This is a genomic window from Mycobacterium sp. URHD0025, from assembly GCF_000426065.1.
Lineage (GTDB): Bacteria > Actinomycetota > Actinomycetes > Mycobacteriales > Mycobacteriaceae > Mycobacterium.
Genome location: NZ_AUEQ01000008.1, coordinates 124,548 through 141,803 on the forward strand (window position 1 = coordinate 124,548; position 17,256 = coordinate 141,803).

The window sequence follows — 17,256 nt, forward strand, 5'->3', positions numbered from 1 at the left end:
AAGGGTGCGCCGTGCTCAAAGTTGTGCAGTGGGCAACCGGTGGGGTCGGAGTGGCCGCGATCAAAGGCGTGCTGGAACACCCCGACTTGGAACTGGTCGGCTGTTGGGTGCATTCGGACGCCAAGAACGGTAGAGACGTCGGCGACATCATCGGCACCGCACCACTCGGTGTCACCGCTACCAACAGCGTGGAGGAGATCCTGGCGCTGGACGCCGACGCGGTGATCTACTCGCCGCTCATCCCCAACCCTGACGAGGTCGCGGCGCTGCTGCGCTCGGGCAAGAACGTCATCACCCCGGTGGGCTGGCTGTACCCCAGCGAGAAGCAGGCCGCCCCCGTGCGGGCCGCCGCGGTGGAGGGCAACGCCACGCTGCACGGCACCGGCATCGCACCCGGCGGGATCAGCGAGAAGTTCCCGCTGGTGTTCTCCGCGATGGCCACCGGGGTGAACTTCGTTCGCGCCGAGGAGTTTTCCGACCTCCGCACCTATGACGCACCCGATGTGGTGCGCCACGTCATGGGATTCGGCGGCACTCCCGACACCGCGCTGAGCGGGCCGATGCAGAAGATGCTCGACGGCGGATTCATCCAGGCCGTCAAGATGGTCGTCGACCAGGTGGGCTTCGAGATCGACCCACGGATCCGGGCCACCCAGGAGATCGCCGTGGCGACGGCGCCCATCGACTCGCCGATCGGCGTGATCGAACCCGGTCAGGTGGCAGCTCGTAAGTTCCACTGGGAGGCGCTCGCCGACGGCGAGCCCGTCGTCCGGGTCACGGTGAACTGGCTGATGGGCGAAGAAAACCTCGATCCCGCATGGACTTTCGGCCCCGCCGGGCAGCGCTACGAGATGGAGGTCCGCGGCAACCCGGACTTCACCGTGATCATCAAGGGCTTCCAGTCCGAGGCGGGGGAGGAGGGCCCCGAGTCCGGTGTCGTCGCCACCGCCGCCCACTGCGTCAACTCTGTGCCCGCGGTGTGCGCTGCCGAACCCGGCGTCGTCGCCTACCCGGATCTGCCGCTGATCACAGGCAAAGCTCGCCGAACCTGAGCTCGTGTGCGACCAATCGCCTGGAACTCGCACATATCTTCAGGTTCGGCGTACTGAGAACCTCAGGGCCGCACCAGGATCCGGATCGGATTGCCTTCCTGGCGTTCCAGCTTGTCGATACCCGACGCGATGTCCTCCAATGACACGATCTCACTGATCGAACGCGACAGATCCAGCCGGCCCAAGGACACCAGCGTGGCGAGCGTCGAGATGTCGACGTTCTGATACCCCAGATGTCCGAGTACCTGTTTCTGCGTCAGCCCGAACATCGACGTCGGGCCGATCGTGGGTTCCTGGGCGCTCATCCCGACCGCGACCAGCCGGCCCCCGACCGTCAACTGGCCCAGCGCCTGCTCGAACGTCGACTTGAGCCCCACCGCGTCGAACGCCACATCGAGCCCACGGCCACCGGTGACGTCGGCGATCTTCTCGCCCAGCTGCTCGTCACCGGCATCGAACGCGTAATCGGCGCCGAGTTCCAAGGCACGCTCCAGCACTTCGGGCTTGACGTCGACGGCCACCACCGGCACCGCGCCGACCAACCGGGCCAGCTGCGCGATATGGGTGCCCACGCCGCCCAGGCCCCATACCCCGACGGACTCGCCGATGCCGACCTTGCCCGTGCGCACCACCGCGCCGTACGGCGTCGACACCGCATCGGCGAGGATCGCCGCCTGCTCCAGCGGCACGTTGTCCGGAACCCGCGTGAGCCCGACCGCCTGAGCCAGCGTGTATTCGGCCCACGCCCCGTCATAAGCGAAGGCCATCAACCGGATTCGCATGCAGTTGCCGATATCGCCGCGCCGGCAGTTGGGACATTCCATACAGGGCCTGCCCGCCGCGACGATGACGCGGTCACCCTCAGCCCAACCGGTGACACCCGGGCCGAGCGCGGCGATGGTGCCGGACGCCTCATGTCCTTGCGTGACCACCGGCGCCTGCGCCGGGAAGGTGCCGTTGATCAGGCTGAGGTCCGAATGGCAGATGCCGCAGAACGCCACCTTGACCAGCACCTCGCCCGGTCCGGGTTGCGGGATCGGAACATCCTCCACCACAACTCTTTTGGTGTCGGCGTAGAAACGTTCCGCCCGCATGGTCGGCCCGAGATCGGATGTCATGGCGTCCCCTTCTCTCACCCGGCTACTCTCCGAATCATGGCACTTCATCGGGTGGCCCGAGGCCATGTGCCGATTGTTGGTTCTGCCGCCGGTGCCGGACGGTTCTGCGAATTACGCGGCCTCACGACACGCTGAGCTGCCGCTTGAGGTGCCCTGGCACACTCGACGTTCGTGACTTCCAAACGTGCATTGGTGCTCGCCGGTGGCGGTATCGCGGGCATCGCCTGGGAAACCGGCATCCTGCAGGGCATCGCCGACGAATCGCCCGAAACCGCGGATGCGTTGCTTGCCTCGGATGTGTTGGTGGGCACGTCGGCGGGTTCGACGGTGTCCGCCCAGCTCGGCAGCGGGCTCCGGCTCGAGGAGCTTTTCGAGCGCCAGGTGGGTGCCGCATCACCCGAGCTCGACCCCGGGGTGAGTATCGACAGCGTCACGGACCTGTTCGTCGAGGCCATGCTCGCCCCTGGCACCACCAAGGCGCAGAAGCTGCGGCAGATCGGTGCCGTGGCGCTCGACACCGCCACCATCGACCCGGCACGCCGACGCAAGGTGATCGAGCAGCGCCTGCCCTCGCATGACTGGCCCGACCGCGACCTGCGCATCTCGGCCGTCGACATCGACACCGGAGAACTGGTGACGCTGGACCGGAACTCCGGGGTATCGCTGGTCGACGCGGTGGCCGCCAGTTGTGCGGTGCCCGCGGTGTGGCCTGTGGTGACGATCGGGGGCCGCCGGTTCATGGACGGCGGCATCGGCAGCGCGGTCAACATGGCACTGGCGGCCGACTGCGACACCGCCGTGGCGCTGGTACCGCAAGGACGCTCGACGCCATCGCCGTTCGGTGGTGGCGCGGCGGAGGAGGTCGACGGCTTCGACGGACGCTCGTTCGGGATCTTCGCCGACGACGATGCGCTCGCCGCGTTCGGCAAGAACCCGCTGGACCCGGCATGCCGGATACCGTCGGCTCAGGCCGGCCGCGCCCAGGGGCGACGGGTGGCGGCTGAGGTCGCGCAGTTCCTCAACGGCTGACGCACCCGGCGAAACGGCATTCCAGCAGGAAAAGTACGAGAAGCCGCCTGCTGGAATGCCGTTTCGGCGAAGTGCGGCGGTCAGCCGTCGAGCGCACGGGCGGCCAGCTCCCGCCCCACCTCGATGACCTCGGCGGCGCGATGGAACTCCAGGCTCCGGCAGGCCGTGCGGGATACCTCGATCAGCAGATCGGGCGGGTAGGCGGCGAGCGTGTGCCGGGCCAGCGCGGCCTGGGCGATGTCGATGGTGCGGTTCATCACCTCGAAGCTGCCCAGCTTCGGCACCTCGGCCGGCTCGGGCACCTCGGGCACATCTGCGTCGTCGGCCGAGTCGTCAGGATCGAGGGTGTCCTCGGGCGGAATCGACGCGCCGAACCGGCTCAGTACGGCCCTGGCCGTGGGCCGATCCAACATCGACCGCACCGACGCCGTGTCCAGCACGGCCGAGGTGCTGCGCATCATGCGGTTGAGCCATTCCGTGGTGGGGCGTCGTTCCGGGTCCTCGGGTGTGGGCGCGGTGCCCGGGTCGCCGCCGGACAGGCTGACCGCGATGGTGAGATCAGCGTTGACCGCGGCGATCGGGGCCATGGGCAGTGGGTCGAGGATGCCGCCATCGCCGAGCAGCCGGCCGTTGAGCACATGCGGCGCGATGACCCCGGGGATGGCGATCGACGCGCGGATGGCAGAGTCCAGCGGCCCGCGTTGCAGCCACACCGATTTGCCGGCGATCAGATCGGTCGCCACAGCCGTGTAGGGGATGGGCAGGTCTTCGATCGTGGCGTCGCCGATGATGTCGCGGACCGCGTCGAGAATCTTCTCGGCGCGCAGGATCCCCGCAGCGGTGATCGACGGATCCAGCAGCCGCAGGACTGCCCGCTGGGTCAACGTCCGGGCCCAGTCGGCGAAATCGTCGAGCTTGCCCGCCGCGTGCAGCCCGCCGACCAGGGCACCCATCGATGACCCGGAAACGCCGACAACTTCGTAACCGCGATCGTGCAGCTCGTTGATCACCCCGATGTGCGCGTAGCCGCGAGCCCCGCCACTACCGAGGGCCAGAGCAACACGCATGCCTCCATTGTGGTGCACCTGAAGGACTGGTGATTCCCGACGTCCGTGAGATGCCTGCCGAGCGGCTCACCGCCCTGGCGAACCGACGTCGTCGCCGGTGGTGCCGAGATACCGGCCCTGCCGCTCCACGTCCTGCCACCAGGGCCAACGCAGCGCGGCCCGGTGCAGATCGTCCCGCAGACCGGCGTAACGGACCTCGACACCGTGCATCCCCGTCTCGAGATCCCGCAAACCGTCCAGGATCGTCGAGCTCAGCCAGGGCAGCCGGGACAGGTCGAGGACTACGGCGTCCGGCTGCGGATCGCAGGCGGCGACCAGCGCGGCGACCGCGTCGATGTTGGCCCGAAGGTTGGCGGTGTACAGACCGAGTTCGAAGCGCAGCACCAGCGGGTGAGCGTTGACCTGGACGACGTGAGCGCGGTTGGCCTCTCTCAGCACGAAATACAAGGTGAGCAACACCCCCGCTGCGACGGCGGGCAGCAGGCCGACCGTCAGACCGAACACCCCGACGATCGCCGCGAGACTGAATTCCAGTTTGTCGAACCGGTACAACCGCTGCAGGGCACCGATATCGATCAGGCCGAGCACCGCGACCAACACCATCGCGCCGAGCGTGGCCTGCGGCAGCTTCGAGAGCACCGGTGCCAGCAACACCGCGACCAGCACGGCCAGCGCCGCGGTGACCAGACCGCAGACCTGCGTCCTGGCTCCGGTCCGCAGATTCATCCCGGTCTGAGAGAACCCGCCGGCCGGCGGCAATGTGTGGAAGAACGAACTCACCAGCGCGGCAACGCCATTGGCGGACAACTCGCGGTCGGCATCGATCTGAGGTTCCTCGGGCCGGCGAACGCTGCGTGCGACTGCGACCGTTTCCAGGAACGCCATCATCGCGATAGCCAGCGCGCCCGGGATGAGTTGTCCGACATGGTCGAGGGCGGGCAGTGCCGGCAGCGGAATTCCCTGCGGAACCTCGGGGATCAATGCCACGCCCATCGAAGGCAACCCGCCGAACGCGGCGAGCACGATGCCGAGCACGACCACCACCAGCGGGCCCGGCACCAGCGGCGCAAACTTCCCGATCAGTAGGAGAAGCGTGATCGTGACGATCGACAGCAGCACGGTGGGGATGTTCAGCTGGCCGATGTGGCGCAGCACGGACCACAGAATGTGGAAGAACCCGGTGGCATGCGGATCATCCTCCACACCAAAGAGTTTGGGTAGCTGGGACGCGGCGACTGTCACCCCGACCCCCACCTTGAGGCCGAGCAGGGTGGCCTCGTTGATGTTCTCGATGATCGCTCCGAGACGCAGCAGCCGCGCCGCCAGGAGGAATGCCCCGACCAGCATGGTCAACGTGATCAGATGTGCCTGCGCGTCGGGAGATCCGGCGGCGATGCCCGCGCCGACCATTGTCGACGCGCTGAGTGTGGCGATCGTCGACGTGGTGGTGACGCTGGTGGTGCGGGAGCCACCGATGAACGCGTACACCACCAGCGGCAGCATGCACGTGTACAGGCCGAATTGGACCGGCATGTGCGCCACCGTCGCGTACGCCATGGCCTGGGGAATGATCACGGCACCGGCCGCGAGACCGGCGACCACGTCCGCGCGAAGCCACTGCCGCTGATACGGAACGATTCCCGGCACGCGCACATTCGCAGTATCGCCCACGACAGACCCATTCGTGGGAGGGTTGATATGTGGGCGCACCAACATTCGCGCGGAAACTGGGCCGTCCCAAGCCTCGAGATGTGATTGCCGGGCTGGTGACGGGGTTGTTCTCCATTCCCGAGGGAATGGCCTATGCCAGCATCGGCGGGTTCAACCCTGTGGCCGGTATCTACGCCGGCATCGTGCCCGGCATCGTCGGATCACTGTTCGCCCGCACGGTGCTGATGGTGACCACGCTGACGAGCGCGATCGCACTGACATCGCGCAGCGTGCTCAAGGAGGCCGGGCTGGATCCGGCCGATCCGGCCAACGTCGCCGCACTGGCGATCGTGGTCGGTGTCGTGATGCTGCTGTTCGGTCTGCTGCGGTTCGGCTCGATCATGAACTTCGTCTCCAACGCCGTGATGACGGGGTTCTCCACCGGCATCGCCCTGCAGATCGTCGCCGGCGTGCTCGGTGACGCCACGGGCTATAAACCGCAGAGTGGCAACACCATTGGCAAATTTATCGACTCACTTGCGCACATCGGTCTGTGGTCCGGCACTGCGGTGGCGGTAGCTTTGGGCACCGTCGCCGTGTGGGCGGTGTTCCACTTCATCAAACCGCTGGAATCCTTCGCAACGTTGATCGCGCTGGTGGTTGTCACGGCTGTTGTCGCGGTGGCAAAGGTGGACGTCGAAACCGTCGGTGACATCGCGTCGATCGCGAATGCGCTTCCACCGGTGACGGTTCCGAACTTCGCCGCCATACCCGAACTGCTCGTCGGCGGCGTGGCGGTGGCACTCGTCGCACTGGCGCAGGCCGCCGGAATCTCGGCTGCCGTGCCCAATCCCGACGGCAGCCGCACCAACATGAACGGCGATTTCCTGGCCCAGGGCGCGGCCAACGTCGCGGGCGGACTGTTCGGTGCGCTGCCGGCCGGCGGTTCACTGTCGCGCACCGGGGTGTCGACCTCGGCGGGTGCCCAGACCCGGTGGTCGGGCATCTTCGCCGGCATCTGGCTCGCGCTGCTGGTGCTGGTGGCCGGGTCGGCCGCGGAGATCATCCCGATGCCGGTGATCGGCGGGCTGATTCTCGTGATCGGTGCCGAGCTCGTGGTCGGCCGGCTGCCCGACATCAAGCTGGTGCTGCGAGTCGCCCCGCTGTCGGCGGTGGCGATGCTGGTGACCTTCGCGGCCACCACGCAGCTGCCGCTGCACACCGCGATCCTCATCGGCGTGATCACCTCACTGGTGCTCTACTGCGCCAAGGCGGCCAAGGCCGCGCAGTTGGTGGCTCTGACACCGACCGGAGACGGTGATTGGAAGGAATCCCCGGTTCCCGAAAAGTGCGCCAGCAACGACGTGACCGTGCTGCATTACGCCGGGGTCGGGCTGTTCGCCGAGGTCGCCCGCATCGACGAGGACTGGCCACGCGCCGATGGCACCTCCAATGCCGTCGTGGTGCTCAGCCTGCGGGCGCTCCCCGATGTGCCGTCGTCGGTGACGATCAAGGCGCTGCGCCGCTGGGCCGGCCAGCTGAACGCCAACAACGGACGGCTGATCATCGCCGGCGTCGAACCCGGGACCGCGGAGGTGCTGCGGCGCGGTGGTCTCGATGACCTGTTGGGCGACGACGGCATCGAGCCGGCCACCGACCGGATATTCGGCGCACTCGACATCGCCGTCGAGCGGGGACGCGCCTGGGTGGCCGCCCAGCGCGGCGGATCCGGGGATTCGCCGCAACGTGATTCGAACTAGCTGCAGAGCTCGTCGGCCGCTGCCCGCGCCGCGACGATGACGGCAGCCTGACGCGCCGGCTCGAGCTGGGCCCACGCCACGTTGTAGGTGCCCGGCCCGGGCGCCGCATCGGGTGCCTGCACGCTCGCCAGGTACGGCTCGATCTGCGTCTTGAGATCACCGCCCTTGGTCTCCATCCAGGTCTTCGCGGCGTGACAGGCCTGGAAATACTCCTCTTCGGTGGACTGCGCGTCGGCGCCGACGGCGGTCGTGACGCCGGCCGGGGATGTCGCGACCTCACCGGGCTTGACCGTCGGAGTGGCCGACTCGGTGGTCGCGGTCGTCTGCGGGGGAGGTGCCGTGGATGCCCCGGACTGCTCCTTGCCGGCCTCCGTCGAGCATCCGATCAGCAGGCCCAGCCCGGCGGCGGTGACGGCTCCGGCGGTCAGGCGTGTGGTCCACGTGTAACTGCGCATGCAGCCAATCTATGCAACACTGGCGGCCGTGACGGAAGGGACCGGATTCCAGGAGTGTTGTCGGGCTCGCTAGCGCGCTCGTCTGCCCTGATCCGCCGTCATTCTTGGAGCTTCACTGATGCTGTCCACGCTTGCGCCCGTTCCTGCCGTCTCCGCGCCCACCCGGCTGCGACTGCCCGATCTACTGCACACCACCGACCGCGCCGCTGACGACGTGTTGTCCGGCCGCTATGACCGCTTACTGCGGGGCCTGCCCAAAGACGACCGCTGGTACACCCGGTTGTCCGGCGACGACGAAGTCGAGGTCTGGCTGATCAGCTGGGTGCCCGACAAGTCGACCGAACTGCACGACCACGGCGGCTCGCTGGGCGCCTTGACCGTGGTGTCCGGCTCGCTGCGCGAAACTCGTTGGGACGGTGAGCTGTTGCGTCAACGACGGCTCACGGCGGGCGATCAGGCGGCGTTTCCCCTGGGCTGGGTACACGATGTGGTCCACGCACCCGGACCGGTGACGGTGTCAGGGCCGACGCTGAGCGTGCACGCCTACTCACCGCCGCTGACCGCGATGTCCTACTACGAGGTGACACCGCAGAACACGTTGCGGCGCAACCGCACCGAACTCACCGACGCACCGGAGTGACACCGATGAGCCGTATCGACGCCGTACTACAGCAGGCCCGTGCCCGCCTGCACCGTCTGCCCGCTTCGGACCTTCCCGACGCGCTGGAATCCGGTGCCGTGCTGGTCGACATCCGGCCGGCCGCCCAACGGGCCGCCGAGGGCTCGGTGCCCGGCGCACTGATCATCGAGCGCAACGTGCTGGAGTGGCGCTGCGATCCGACCAGCGATGCCCGGATACCGCAGGCCGTCGACGACGACGTCTACTGGGTGATCCTGTGCTCGGAGGGCTACACCTCGAGCCTGGCCGCTGCCTCATTGGTGGACCTCGGGCTGCACCGATCCACTGATGTCATCGGCGGCTATCACGCGCTGGTCGCCGCCGGACACGCCTGATCGGCTGCGGCTCAGGCGTTTTCGTTGTTCGACAGCATCGGGCGCAGTTTCGCGGTCAGCTCCGGCGTCCACCCGGGCGGCTGCAGCACCGCGGCCCACGCGTCGGCCACGTTCTTCACGTACACATGGCCGTGGCCGTCGGGTACGTCGACCGCCACCGCCATATCCGCTGACACCTGCAGGAACGTCACCACCGGAATCCACTCCATGCGACGGGACACGTCGTACCCGCGGGGCTCGCGGAGCCAGTCCGGTTTGGCGAACAGCAAGTCGGGCGTCCACCACGAAATCGGGTCCGACGCGTGTTGCAGGTACACCGCGCGGGGGTGGCCCCATGGCGCGTCCGGCCGGTCCAGATTCTCGGCTGTCGCACTGAACCGGACGTTTTCGCCCTTGTCGTAGATCGGTAACCACTCCGGCGAACCGGCATCGCGATCGCGGGTCAGCGTGGTCCAGATCGTGTTCTTGAACGTGGGGCCCGAGAACAGCGCACCATCCGTACGGGCGACGAGATTGTTCAGTGCCAAGAACGGTGCCTCGCCGCCGAACGACCCCAGGCTTTCGCCGAATACCACCAACTTCGGGCGCTTTTCCTGCGGCATCGCGCGCACCAACGCGTCGACCGCCTCGAACAACGCCTGCCCGGCCTGCAGCGCGTTCTCCTGATCGACCAGGAACGAAAGCCAGCTGGGCAGGAACGAGTACTGCATGCTCACGATCGCGGTGTTGCCGTTGTACATGTACTCCAGCGCCGAGGCCTCGGCCTCGTTGATCCAGCCCGTGCCGGTCGTCGTGGCCACGGCGACCACCGCCCGGTTCAGCCCGCCGGTGCGCTGTAATTCCCTGGCAGCCAACGCCGCGGTGGCCTTGATGCCGTCAGCGGAATGCAGGCCGGCGTAGGCACGGATCGGTTCGGTTGCGGGTTTGCCGTTGAACCGCGAAAGTTGTTGCACGGTAGGGCCGGCCGATACGAACACCCGGCCCTGATGGCCCAGCGTTTCCCATGGGGACAGCGATTGCGGGCCACCCGAGCGCAGATTCGACATCGGCGCGGCGAAGTCAGGGTCGTCCTCATCGTTGACCGCCGCGAAGGTCCGGTTGATGGTGTCCATCGCCACCCGGGCCACCACACCGTTCAGCAGGGCGACGCTCAACGCCAACAACAAAGCCACGACCACAACGGCCGAAACCCGTGGTGGAAGAAAGCGATCCAGCTTGAGGTCCAGGAAGCGCACCAGTTTGCCGATCAGCTGGCCCACTTCGACGAACGCGAACAGCACCACGATCGACAGCACCGCGGTCAACGGGTGATCCCAGAACGTCAGCCGCGGCACTCCCATAAAGTCGCGGATCTCGTCCTGCCAGACGTGGAAATAGACGATCATCAGGACCTGGCCGATGACGCCGACGACCAGCAAGGTCAGCCACGCCCACTTCGGCGCACGCGGGCTGGTCTCCGCCGAACGCATGTAGCGGACCAGCCACACCCCGAAAACGCCCAGCCCATAGCCCGTCGCGCCGGCGGCCCCGCTGACCAGACCCTGGAACAGCGGGCCGCGCGGCAGCAGCGACGGCGTCAGGGAGAACCAGATGAACACCAGACCCACCGCGGTACCGAAGAACGTGTAGTGGCGCAGCCACCACACCGGCTGGGCCACCGGTTCGGCAGCGGGCTCGGAAGAAGCCTCGGCCGTTTCGGTGGCCGGTGAGGGTGAGTCGGTGTCGGTCACCCGTCGACTTTAGCGATGGGTGAAGTTGGCGGCGCGCTTCTCAGAGAACGCCGCCATGCCTTCCTTCTGGTCGGCTGTGGCGAAGGCCGAGTGGAACAGCCTGCGCTCGTAGAGCAATCCTTCGGCCAGGCTGGACTCGAAGGCGCGGTTGACCGCTTCCTTGGCCATCCGCGAGGCCGAAAGTGACATCCCGGCGATGGTCTCCGCCACGGCGAGGGCCTCGTCGATCAGGGAGTCGGCCGGCACCAGGCGGGAAACCAGGCCTGCGCGTTCGGCTTCCACGGCGTCGATGGTGCGGCCGGTGAGGATCAGGTCCATCGCCTTGGCCTTGCCGATGGCCCGGGTCAGCCGCTGCGAACCGCCCATGCCGGGGAGCACGCCCAGCTTGATCTCGGGCTGACCGAACTTGGCCGTATCCGCGGCGATCAAGATGTCGCACATCATCGCCAGCTCGCAGCCGCCGCCGAGCGCGTAGCCGGCGACCGCGGCGATCGTGGGCGTGCGGGTGGCCGCGAACTTCGACCACAGCTCGAAGAAGTCGGCCGAGTACACGTCGGCGAAAGACAGCTCGGCCATCTCCTTGATGTCGGCGCCGGCGGCGAAGGCCTTCTCGTTGCCGGTGAGGATGATGGCGCCGACGCCGGAGTCGCGGTCGAGTTCGGCTGCTGCACTGGTCACTTCGGTCATGACCTGGCTGTTGAGCGCATTGAGCGCCTTGGGCCGGTTCAGGGTGATGGTGGCGACCCGGTCGGTGCGGGTAACCAGGATCGTCTCGAACTCACTCATTTGGACTCCTCCTGAAAGGTCAGATCGGGTTCTGCCGGAACGAAGTACGCCTCGACGTCGGCGGGGGTGACCGCGGCGATCGAGGCGGGGGACCACTGCGGGTTGCGGTCCTTGTCGACGAGCTGGGCGCGGATGCCCTCGACGAAATCATGGGATTTCACCGATGCGCACGAGGTCCGGTATTCCTGGCGCAGCACGTCTTCCAGTGTCTCCAGCTTGGCGGCCCGGCGCACTGCTTCCAGCGTCACCGCCAGGGCGACGGGGGAGCGGGTGGCGATCAGGTCGGCCGCCTTTTCGGCGGCGCCTCCGTGGCCACGAAGCGCGGTGACGATGTCTGACACGGTGTCGCCGGCATAGCACTCGTCGATCCAGGCGCGCTGGTCCAGCAGAGGGCCGGCCGGCGGTTCGACGGCGTAGGTGGCCAGGGCGTTCTCGACGCCGTCGGCGACGACGGACTCGGTGAAGGCGGCCAGCTTGTCATGGGGCACGTAGTGATCGGCGAAACCCATGGCGATCGCGTCGGCCCCAGAGAACGGTGCGCCGGTGAGTGCGGCGTGCAGTCCCAACCGGCCCGGAGCCCGCGACAGAAGATAGGTACCGCCGACGTCGGGGATGAAGCCGATGCCGACCTCGGGCATCGCCATCTTGGTGGTGTCGGTGGCGATCCGAACGGTCCCGTGCGCGGCCACACCCACACCACCGCCCATCACGATGCCGTCCATCAACGCCACGTACGGCTTTGGATAGCTGCCGATGTAGGCGTTGAGCAGGTACTCGTCGTACCAGAAGCGGCGTGCGTCGGCGCCGCCCTCACGAGCGCTGTGATAGAGCGCCACGACATCGCCACCCGCGCACAGGCCGCGTTCGCCGGAACCGGTCAGCAGCACGGTGTGCACGGACTCGTCGTTCTCCCAGGCGTGGAGCGCCTCGGACATGCCCGCGACCATCGCATCGTTGAGCGAGTTGATCGCCTTGGGCCGGTTCAGCGTGAGGATGCCGACGCCGTTGCGGACACTTACTAGGACGTCCTCGTTTTCTGTCACGAGTTGCAATCTAGTTCGGACCCCCAGTGATGGTGCGCTACGGGTAGGGTTTGCCTCAAGATCGAACCTGGAAGTTTCCTGGGAGTCTTTTCGGCTCGACGGGAACCCACCCGGAACATTGATCGTTGAGCTAGTAGTTCGTTCTCGAACATCTCATAGGAGAGGAACACGACGGTGCGCGAAACCAGCAACCCGGTATTCCGCAGCCTGCCTAAGACGCAGGGCGGATACGCAAATTTCGGTACCGGAGCCGCCGGCTTCGGTGCACAGCAGGTGCAGGCGCAGCCCTACGCGCAGGAGTACCTGCAGCAGCCGCAGACCGGCGTTTCCCGGCCGCTGACCATCGATGACGTCGTCACCAAGACCGGCATCACGTTGGCTGTCGTGTCAGCAGTCGCGGTCGTGTCCTACTTCATGGTGGCCGCGAACCAGGCGCTGATGGGACCGGTCACCTTGATCGGCGGCCTCGGCGGCCTGGTCATGGTGCTCATCGCCACCTTCGGCCGTAAGCAGGACAACCCGGCCATCGTGCTGAGCTACGCAGCGCTTGAGGGTCTGTTCCTCGGTGGCGCGTCGTTCCTCTTCGCCAACCTCGTGTCCAACGGCGGACCCACCATGATCTTCCAGGCCGTCGTGGCCTCGATCGGTGTGTTCATCGGCATGCTCGTGGTCTACAAGACCGGTGCCATCCGGGTGACGCCCAAGTTCACCCGGATGATCGTCGCCGCGATGTTCGGCGTCCTCGCACTGGTTCTGGTGAACTTCGTGCTCGCGATGTTCGGCGTCGGAGGCGGCGAAGGCCTGGGCCTGCGCTCGGGCGGTGGCCTGTCTATCGCGTTCTCGCTCTTCGTGATCGCCTTGGCGGCGTTCAGCTTCCTGATCGACTTCGACGCCGCCGACCAGATGATCCGTGCGGGTGCGCCGGAGAAGGCCGCGTGGGGCATCGCCCTGGGCCTGACCGTCACCCTGGTCTGGCTGTACATCGAGATCCTTCGGTTGCTGTCGTACTTCAACAACGACTAGCGACCCTGCCCCGAGAAAGGCGTCCGCGATTGCGGGCGCCTTTTTCTTTTGGGTTGACTCTGCGATGAGGGCGCAGGTCTCTCGCACGTTTGCACCCAGAGCGCAGAGTCAAACGGGCGGCATGCGCGAGATGGATATCCCCAAGCCAAGATTCATCCACATCGCGAAGCCCCGGATAGTGCGGCGGGGGACGAATGTCGGCAACTGAAACCAGCCTGTGGCCATGGACATCGCAAGCGATCCCTTCGTCGGCAGTGAGGCTTTGGCATGCGGTGCGGTGAACCGCTACGAGTTGCGCCGCTACTACCGATCGCTGATGCCAAATGTGTACCTGGACAAGCGGATTGCCCCGACGTTGCGGCGACGAACGCAGGCGGCGTGGTTGTGGTCGCATCGCGAAGCGGTGGTCGCGGGTCTTGCCGCATCCGCGATGCATCGCGCAGAGTGGGTTGACGACGACGTTCCAGTCGAGCTGATCTGGGCGAATGCGAGGGCTCCGCGGGGAGTGATCACCCGTACCGACCTGTTGTTGCCCGGGGAGGTTCAACGGCGCGACGGGCTCAACGTGACGACGCCCGAGCGGACGGCATTCGACCTCGGCAGGCGCGGGCCACTGGGCGAAGCGGTGGCGCGCCTCGACGCGCTCGGTAATGCGACTGGATTCAAAGCTGTTGATGTCTTGGCGCTGGCGGATCGTCATCGGCATGCGCGTGGGCTACGTCAGCTTGAGGCTGCGCTCGATCTCTATGACCCGGGCGCTCAGTCGCCCAAGGAAACCTGGCTTCGTCTCATGGTCATCGACGATGGCTACCCGCGGCCGCAAACACAGATCCCGGTGCCGGGTCGGAATGGCCGATCGCGGTATTACCTGGACATGGGGTGGGAGGAGCGGATGCTTGCGGTCGAATACGACGGCGTACAGCATGCCGATGCGCTTGGTTACGACATCGTCCGCCACGAACACATCAGGCAAGCCGGTTGGACCACGATCCAAGTAGCCAAGGGGCACCGGCGGCCCGACATCCTCGCCCGCGTAGCCGCTGCCTGGCGTGCGTCGTCACGCCGGTGACTCTGCGGTGAGGGCGCGGGTTACTCGCACTTTTGCGCCCTCACCGCAGAGTCAAAGCCAATTAGGAGAGACGCTCCACAACCATCGCCATACCCTGGCCGCCACCGACACACATGGTCTCGATGCCGAAGGTCTTGTCGTGGGTCTGCAGGTTGTTGAGCAGCGTGGCGGTGATGCGGGCACCGGTCATGCCGAACGGGTGGCCCAGGGCGATCGCGCCGCCGGAGACGTTCAGCTTGTCCTCGTCCATGCCGAGCGCGCGGGCCGAACCGAGCACCTGCACCGCGAACGCCTCGTTGATCTCGTAGAGGTCGATGTCGTCGATGGACATCTTCGCGTTGCCGAGGGCCTTCTTGACCGCCTCGATCGGGCCCAGGCCCATGATCTCGGGCGACAGACCGGAGACGCCCGTCGACACCACGCGGGCCAGCGGGGTCAGGCCCAGCTCCTTGGCCCGCACATCGCTCATCACCACGAGCGCGGCGGCGCCGTCGTTCAGCGGGCAGGCGTTGCCGGCGGTCACGGTGCCGTTGGGCCGGAACACGGGCTTGAGCTGGCTGATCTTCTCGTAGGTGGTGCCGGCGCGGGGGCCGTCATCGGTCGACACGACGGTGCCGTCGGCCAGCGTGACCGGGGTGATCTCGCGGGCGAAGAAACCGGAGTTGATGGCCTCCTCGGCGCGGTTCTGCGACCGGACCGCCCAGTGGTCCTGGTCCTCACGGCTGACACCGGTGTGCAGTGCGACGTTCTCGGCGGTCTGGCCCATCGCGAGGTAGACGTCGGGCAGCAGGCCGTCCTCGCGCGGGTCGTGCCATTCCTCGGCGCCGGTGGCGGCCTGCTCACTGCGGGCCATGGCGTCGGCGTACAGCGGGTTCTTGGTGTCGGGCCAACCGTCGGCGTTGCCGGTGGCGAACTGCGACACGGTCTCCACGCCGGCGGAGATGAACGCGTGGCCCTCGCCGGCCTTGATCGCGTGGAACGCCATGCGGGTGCTCTGCAGCGAGGACGAGCAGTAGCGGTTGACGGTGGTGCCGGGCAGGAAGTCGTAGCCCAGCTGGACCGCGACCGTGCGGCCGATGTTGAAGCCGGACTTTCCGCCCGGCTGGCCACAGCCCATGATCAGGTCATCGATGTCGCGCGGGTCCAGCGCGGGCACCTTGTCGAGGACAGCCTTGACCATCTGGGCGGCGAGATCATCGGGCCGCATGGTGACGAGTGACCCTTTGCCGGCCCGGCCGATGGGTGAGCGGGCAGTGGCAACGATGACGGCTTCAGGCATGACGGCTCCTGGGATATCGAATGGCTTGGAAAACTCAGGTTGAAACTAGCCCGCGTGCACCACGATGGGTGCGGGCACCCCGGTTGAGCGGCGCCACAGCCTGCTCACCGAGCCCAGCCGGGTCAGCAGTGTCCGGGTATCGGCGGATCCGGATTCCAATGCCGCGTCGCCGTCCCATTCGCCGAGCGCATTGCACAGCGCGGGAAGCAACTGCTTGGCCGCCAGCGCATAGCCTGCTGCCGACGGGTGGAACATGTCTTCGGAGAACAACAGGTCAGGGGCCTTGTAGAACTCTGGTGCCAGCAGGTCGGAGAACGGCACCGGAACGCCGCCGGCGACCCGCACCGCGCCGGCCTGGGCGCGGGCCAGCCGCAAACCCCGCCGGCGGGTGTACCAGCGCAGCGGCTGCGGGATCGCGGTGATCACGCCGAAGTCCGGGCAGGTGCCGACCACGACGACGGCCCCCGCCGAGCGCAACCGGTGGACCGCGGCACCCAGCCGGCGCGCCGATGCCCCGAGGCCGTTGGGCTTGGTGATGTCGTTGGCGCCGACCATGATCACCGCGGCATCCGGCGGCGGCCCGGCCACGAACATGGCGTCGATCTGCCCGGACAGGCCTTTCGAGGTGGCACCCACAATCGCCTTGGTACTCAAGCGGACTCGCTTGTCGAGCTGCTCGGCCACACCGCGCGCGATCAAGACCCCCGGCACCTCGTCGGGCACGTGGCAGCCGTATCCGGTGGCCGTGGAGTCGCCGAAGATCATCAGGTGCAGGTCGAACGGGACGCCGCGCTCCCATTTCTGCACCGGCCCGCCGCCGGGGAGATACACGCCGTCGGCGCGAGGCGGGATGTCCCAGGATTTCGGGATGACCTGGCGGGCCTTGTCGGCCTGCCCGTTCAACAGATTGCGCGCTCCGATGTAGGCCGAAGCCGTAGAAGCCAACGTCGCCGCAGCAGCGAAAGTGATGGTCGACCGACGCGCCAAGCGTGTGCCCACGTGATCAGTTTAGGCGGACGAGACGGGTTGTCCGCGTGGCGATGCAGCGTGGCGATCACAGTGCTGTATCAAGTCCGGTATCAAATCAGTTTATTTGACTGTTGAACTGTTTACGGATGTCAAGCTAAGTTACCCGGGTTGTCTGAGTGACGAAGCTCACCTAGCACTACAAAGACGTAGGA

Annotated in this window: 16 protein-coding genes; 7 read left to right on the forward strand and 9 right to left on the reverse strand. The window is 66.9% G+C overall.

Annotated elements, in window-relative coordinates:
* Positions 1-11: 11 nt before the first annotated feature.
* A complete protein-coding gene (locus H977_RS0110885) occupies positions 12-1,052 on the forward strand; it encodes an NAD(P)H-dependent amine dehydrogenase family protein (protein WP_029107888.1) in 1,041 nt (346 codons plus the stop codon).
* A gap of 62 nt (positions 1,053-1,114) precedes the next feature.
* Here H977_RS0110885 and H977_RS0110890 read toward each other — a convergent pair whose 3' ends face one another.
* Positions 1,115-2,170: a zinc-binding dehydrogenase gene (locus H977_RS0110890; protein WP_029107889.1), complete on the reverse strand. Its 1,056-nt coding sequence runs from the start codon at positions 2,168-2,170 to the stop codon at positions 1,115-1,117.
* A gap of 171 nt (positions 2,171-2,341) precedes the next feature.
* Between H977_RS0110890 and H977_RS0110895 the strand changes: the two genes are divergently transcribed.
* The gene (locus H977_RS0110895; RefSeq protein WP_029107890.1) at positions 2,342-3,199 is read left to right on the forward strand and encodes a patatin-like phospholipase family protein; all 858 of its coding nucleotides are present in this window, start codon (positions 2,342-2,344) and stop codon (positions 3,197-3,199) included.
* 80 nt (positions 3,200-3,279) lie between these two features.
* Here the strand turns inward: H977_RS0110895 and H977_RS0110900 are convergent, their stop codons facing one another.
* Together H977_RS0110900 and H977_RS0110905 are read right to left on the reverse strand one after the other, a co-directional pair.
* On the reverse strand, positions 3,280-4,266 hold the full coding sequence (locus H977_RS0110900; protein ID WP_029107891.1) for a patatin-like phospholipase family protein: 987 nt from the start codon (positions 4,264-4,266) through the stop codon (positions 3,280-3,282).
* 66 nt (positions 4,267-4,332) lie between these two features.
* Positions 4,333-5,937: a SulP family inorganic anion transporter gene (locus H977_RS0110905; protein WP_051288790.1), complete on the reverse strand. Its 1,605-nt coding sequence runs from the start codon at positions 5,935-5,937 to the stop codon at positions 4,333-4,335.
* 80 nt (positions 5,938-6,017) lie between these two features.
* Between H977_RS0110905 and H977_RS0110910 the strand changes: the two genes are divergently transcribed.
* The gene (locus H977_RS0110910; RefSeq protein ID WP_231395935.1) at positions 6,018-7,676 is read left to right on the forward strand and encodes a SulP family inorganic anion transporter; all 1,659 of its coding nucleotides are present in this window, start codon (positions 6,018-6,020) and stop codon (positions 7,674-7,676) included.
* Here the strand turns inward: H977_RS0110910 and lpqV are convergent.
* Complete coding sequence (gene lpqV, locus H977_RS0110915; RefSeq protein ID WP_029107894.1) at positions 7,673-8,131, reverse strand: lipoprotein LpqV; 459 nt, start codon at positions 8,129-8,131, stop codon at positions 7,673-7,675. The two genes, H977_RS0110910 and lpqV, sit on opposite strands and share 4 nt — an antisense overlap.
* A gap of 118 nt (positions 8,132-8,249) precedes the next feature.
* Here lpqV and H977_RS0110920 point away from each other — a divergent pair, with 118 nt between their 5' ends.
* Together H977_RS0110920 and H977_RS0110925 are read left to right on the forward strand one after the other, a co-directional pair.
* On the forward strand, positions 8,250-8,771 hold the full coding sequence (locus H977_RS0110920; RefSeq protein ID WP_029107895.1) for a cysteine dioxygenase: 522 nt from the start codon (positions 8,250-8,252) through the stop codon (positions 8,769-8,771).
* A gap of 5 nt (positions 8,772-8,776) precedes the next feature.
* Positions 8,777-9,145: a rhodanese-like domain-containing protein gene (locus tag H977_RS0110925; RefSeq protein ID WP_029107896.1), complete on the forward strand. Its 369-nt coding sequence runs from the start codon at positions 8,777-8,779 to the stop codon at positions 9,143-9,145.
* A gap of 11 nt (positions 9,146-9,156) precedes the next feature.
* Here H977_RS0110925 and H977_RS0110930 read toward each other — a convergent pair whose 3' ends face one another.
* The 3 genes from H977_RS0110930 to H977_RS0110940 all read right to left on the reverse strand — a co-directional run bounded on the left by H977_RS0110930 (position 9,157) and on the right by H977_RS0110940 (position 12,704).
* Positions 9,157-10,803, reverse strand: coding sequence for an alpha/beta hydrolase (locus H977_RS0110930; protein ID WP_155946612.1), 1,647 nt, complete (start codon positions 10,801-10,803; stop codon positions 9,157-9,159).
* Between the two features lie 81 nt (positions 10,804-10,884).
* Positions 10,885-11,661, reverse strand: coding sequence for an enoyl-CoA hydratase (locus H977_RS0110935; RefSeq protein WP_029107898.1), 777 nt, complete (start codon positions 11,659-11,661; stop codon positions 10,885-10,887).
* On the reverse strand, positions 11,658-12,704 hold the full coding sequence (locus H977_RS0110940; RefSeq protein WP_029107899.1) for an enoyl-CoA hydratase/isomerase family protein: 1,047 nt from the start codon (positions 12,702-12,704) through the stop codon (positions 11,658-11,660). Before H977_RS0110940 ends, H977_RS0110935 begins: the two co-directional genes overlap by 4 nt.
* Positions 12,705-12,878: 174 nt before the next feature.
* Between H977_RS0110940 and H977_RS0110945 the strand changes: the two genes are divergently transcribed.
* Complete coding sequence (locus H977_RS0110945) at positions 12,879-13,727, forward strand: Bax inhibitor-1/YccA family protein (RefSeq protein WP_029107900.1); 849 nt, start codon at positions 12,879-12,881, stop codon at positions 13,725-13,727.
* A 223-nt stretch (positions 13,728-13,950) separates the two neighbouring features.
* Positions 13,951-14,796: a putative endonuclease domain-containing protein gene (locus H977_RS0110950; protein ID WP_036475694.1), complete on the forward strand. Its 846-nt coding sequence runs from the start codon at positions 13,951-13,953 to the stop codon at positions 14,794-14,796.
* Between the two features lie 61 nt (positions 14,797-14,857).
* Here H977_RS0110950 and H977_RS0110955 read toward each other — a convergent pair whose 3' ends face one another.
* Positions 14,858-16,075 (reverse strand): acetyl-CoA C-acetyltransferase, encoded by a 1,218-nt coding sequence (locus H977_RS0110955; RefSeq protein WP_029107902.1) that lies wholly within the window; start codon positions 16,073-16,075, stop codon positions 14,858-14,860.
* Between the two features lie 45 nt (positions 16,076-16,120).
* Complete coding sequence (locus H977_RS0110960; protein WP_029107903.1) at positions 16,121-17,074, reverse strand: SGNH/GDSL hydrolase family protein; 954 nt, start codon at positions 17,072-17,074, stop codon at positions 16,121-16,123.
* Positions 17,075-17,256: the final 182 nt, after the last annotated feature.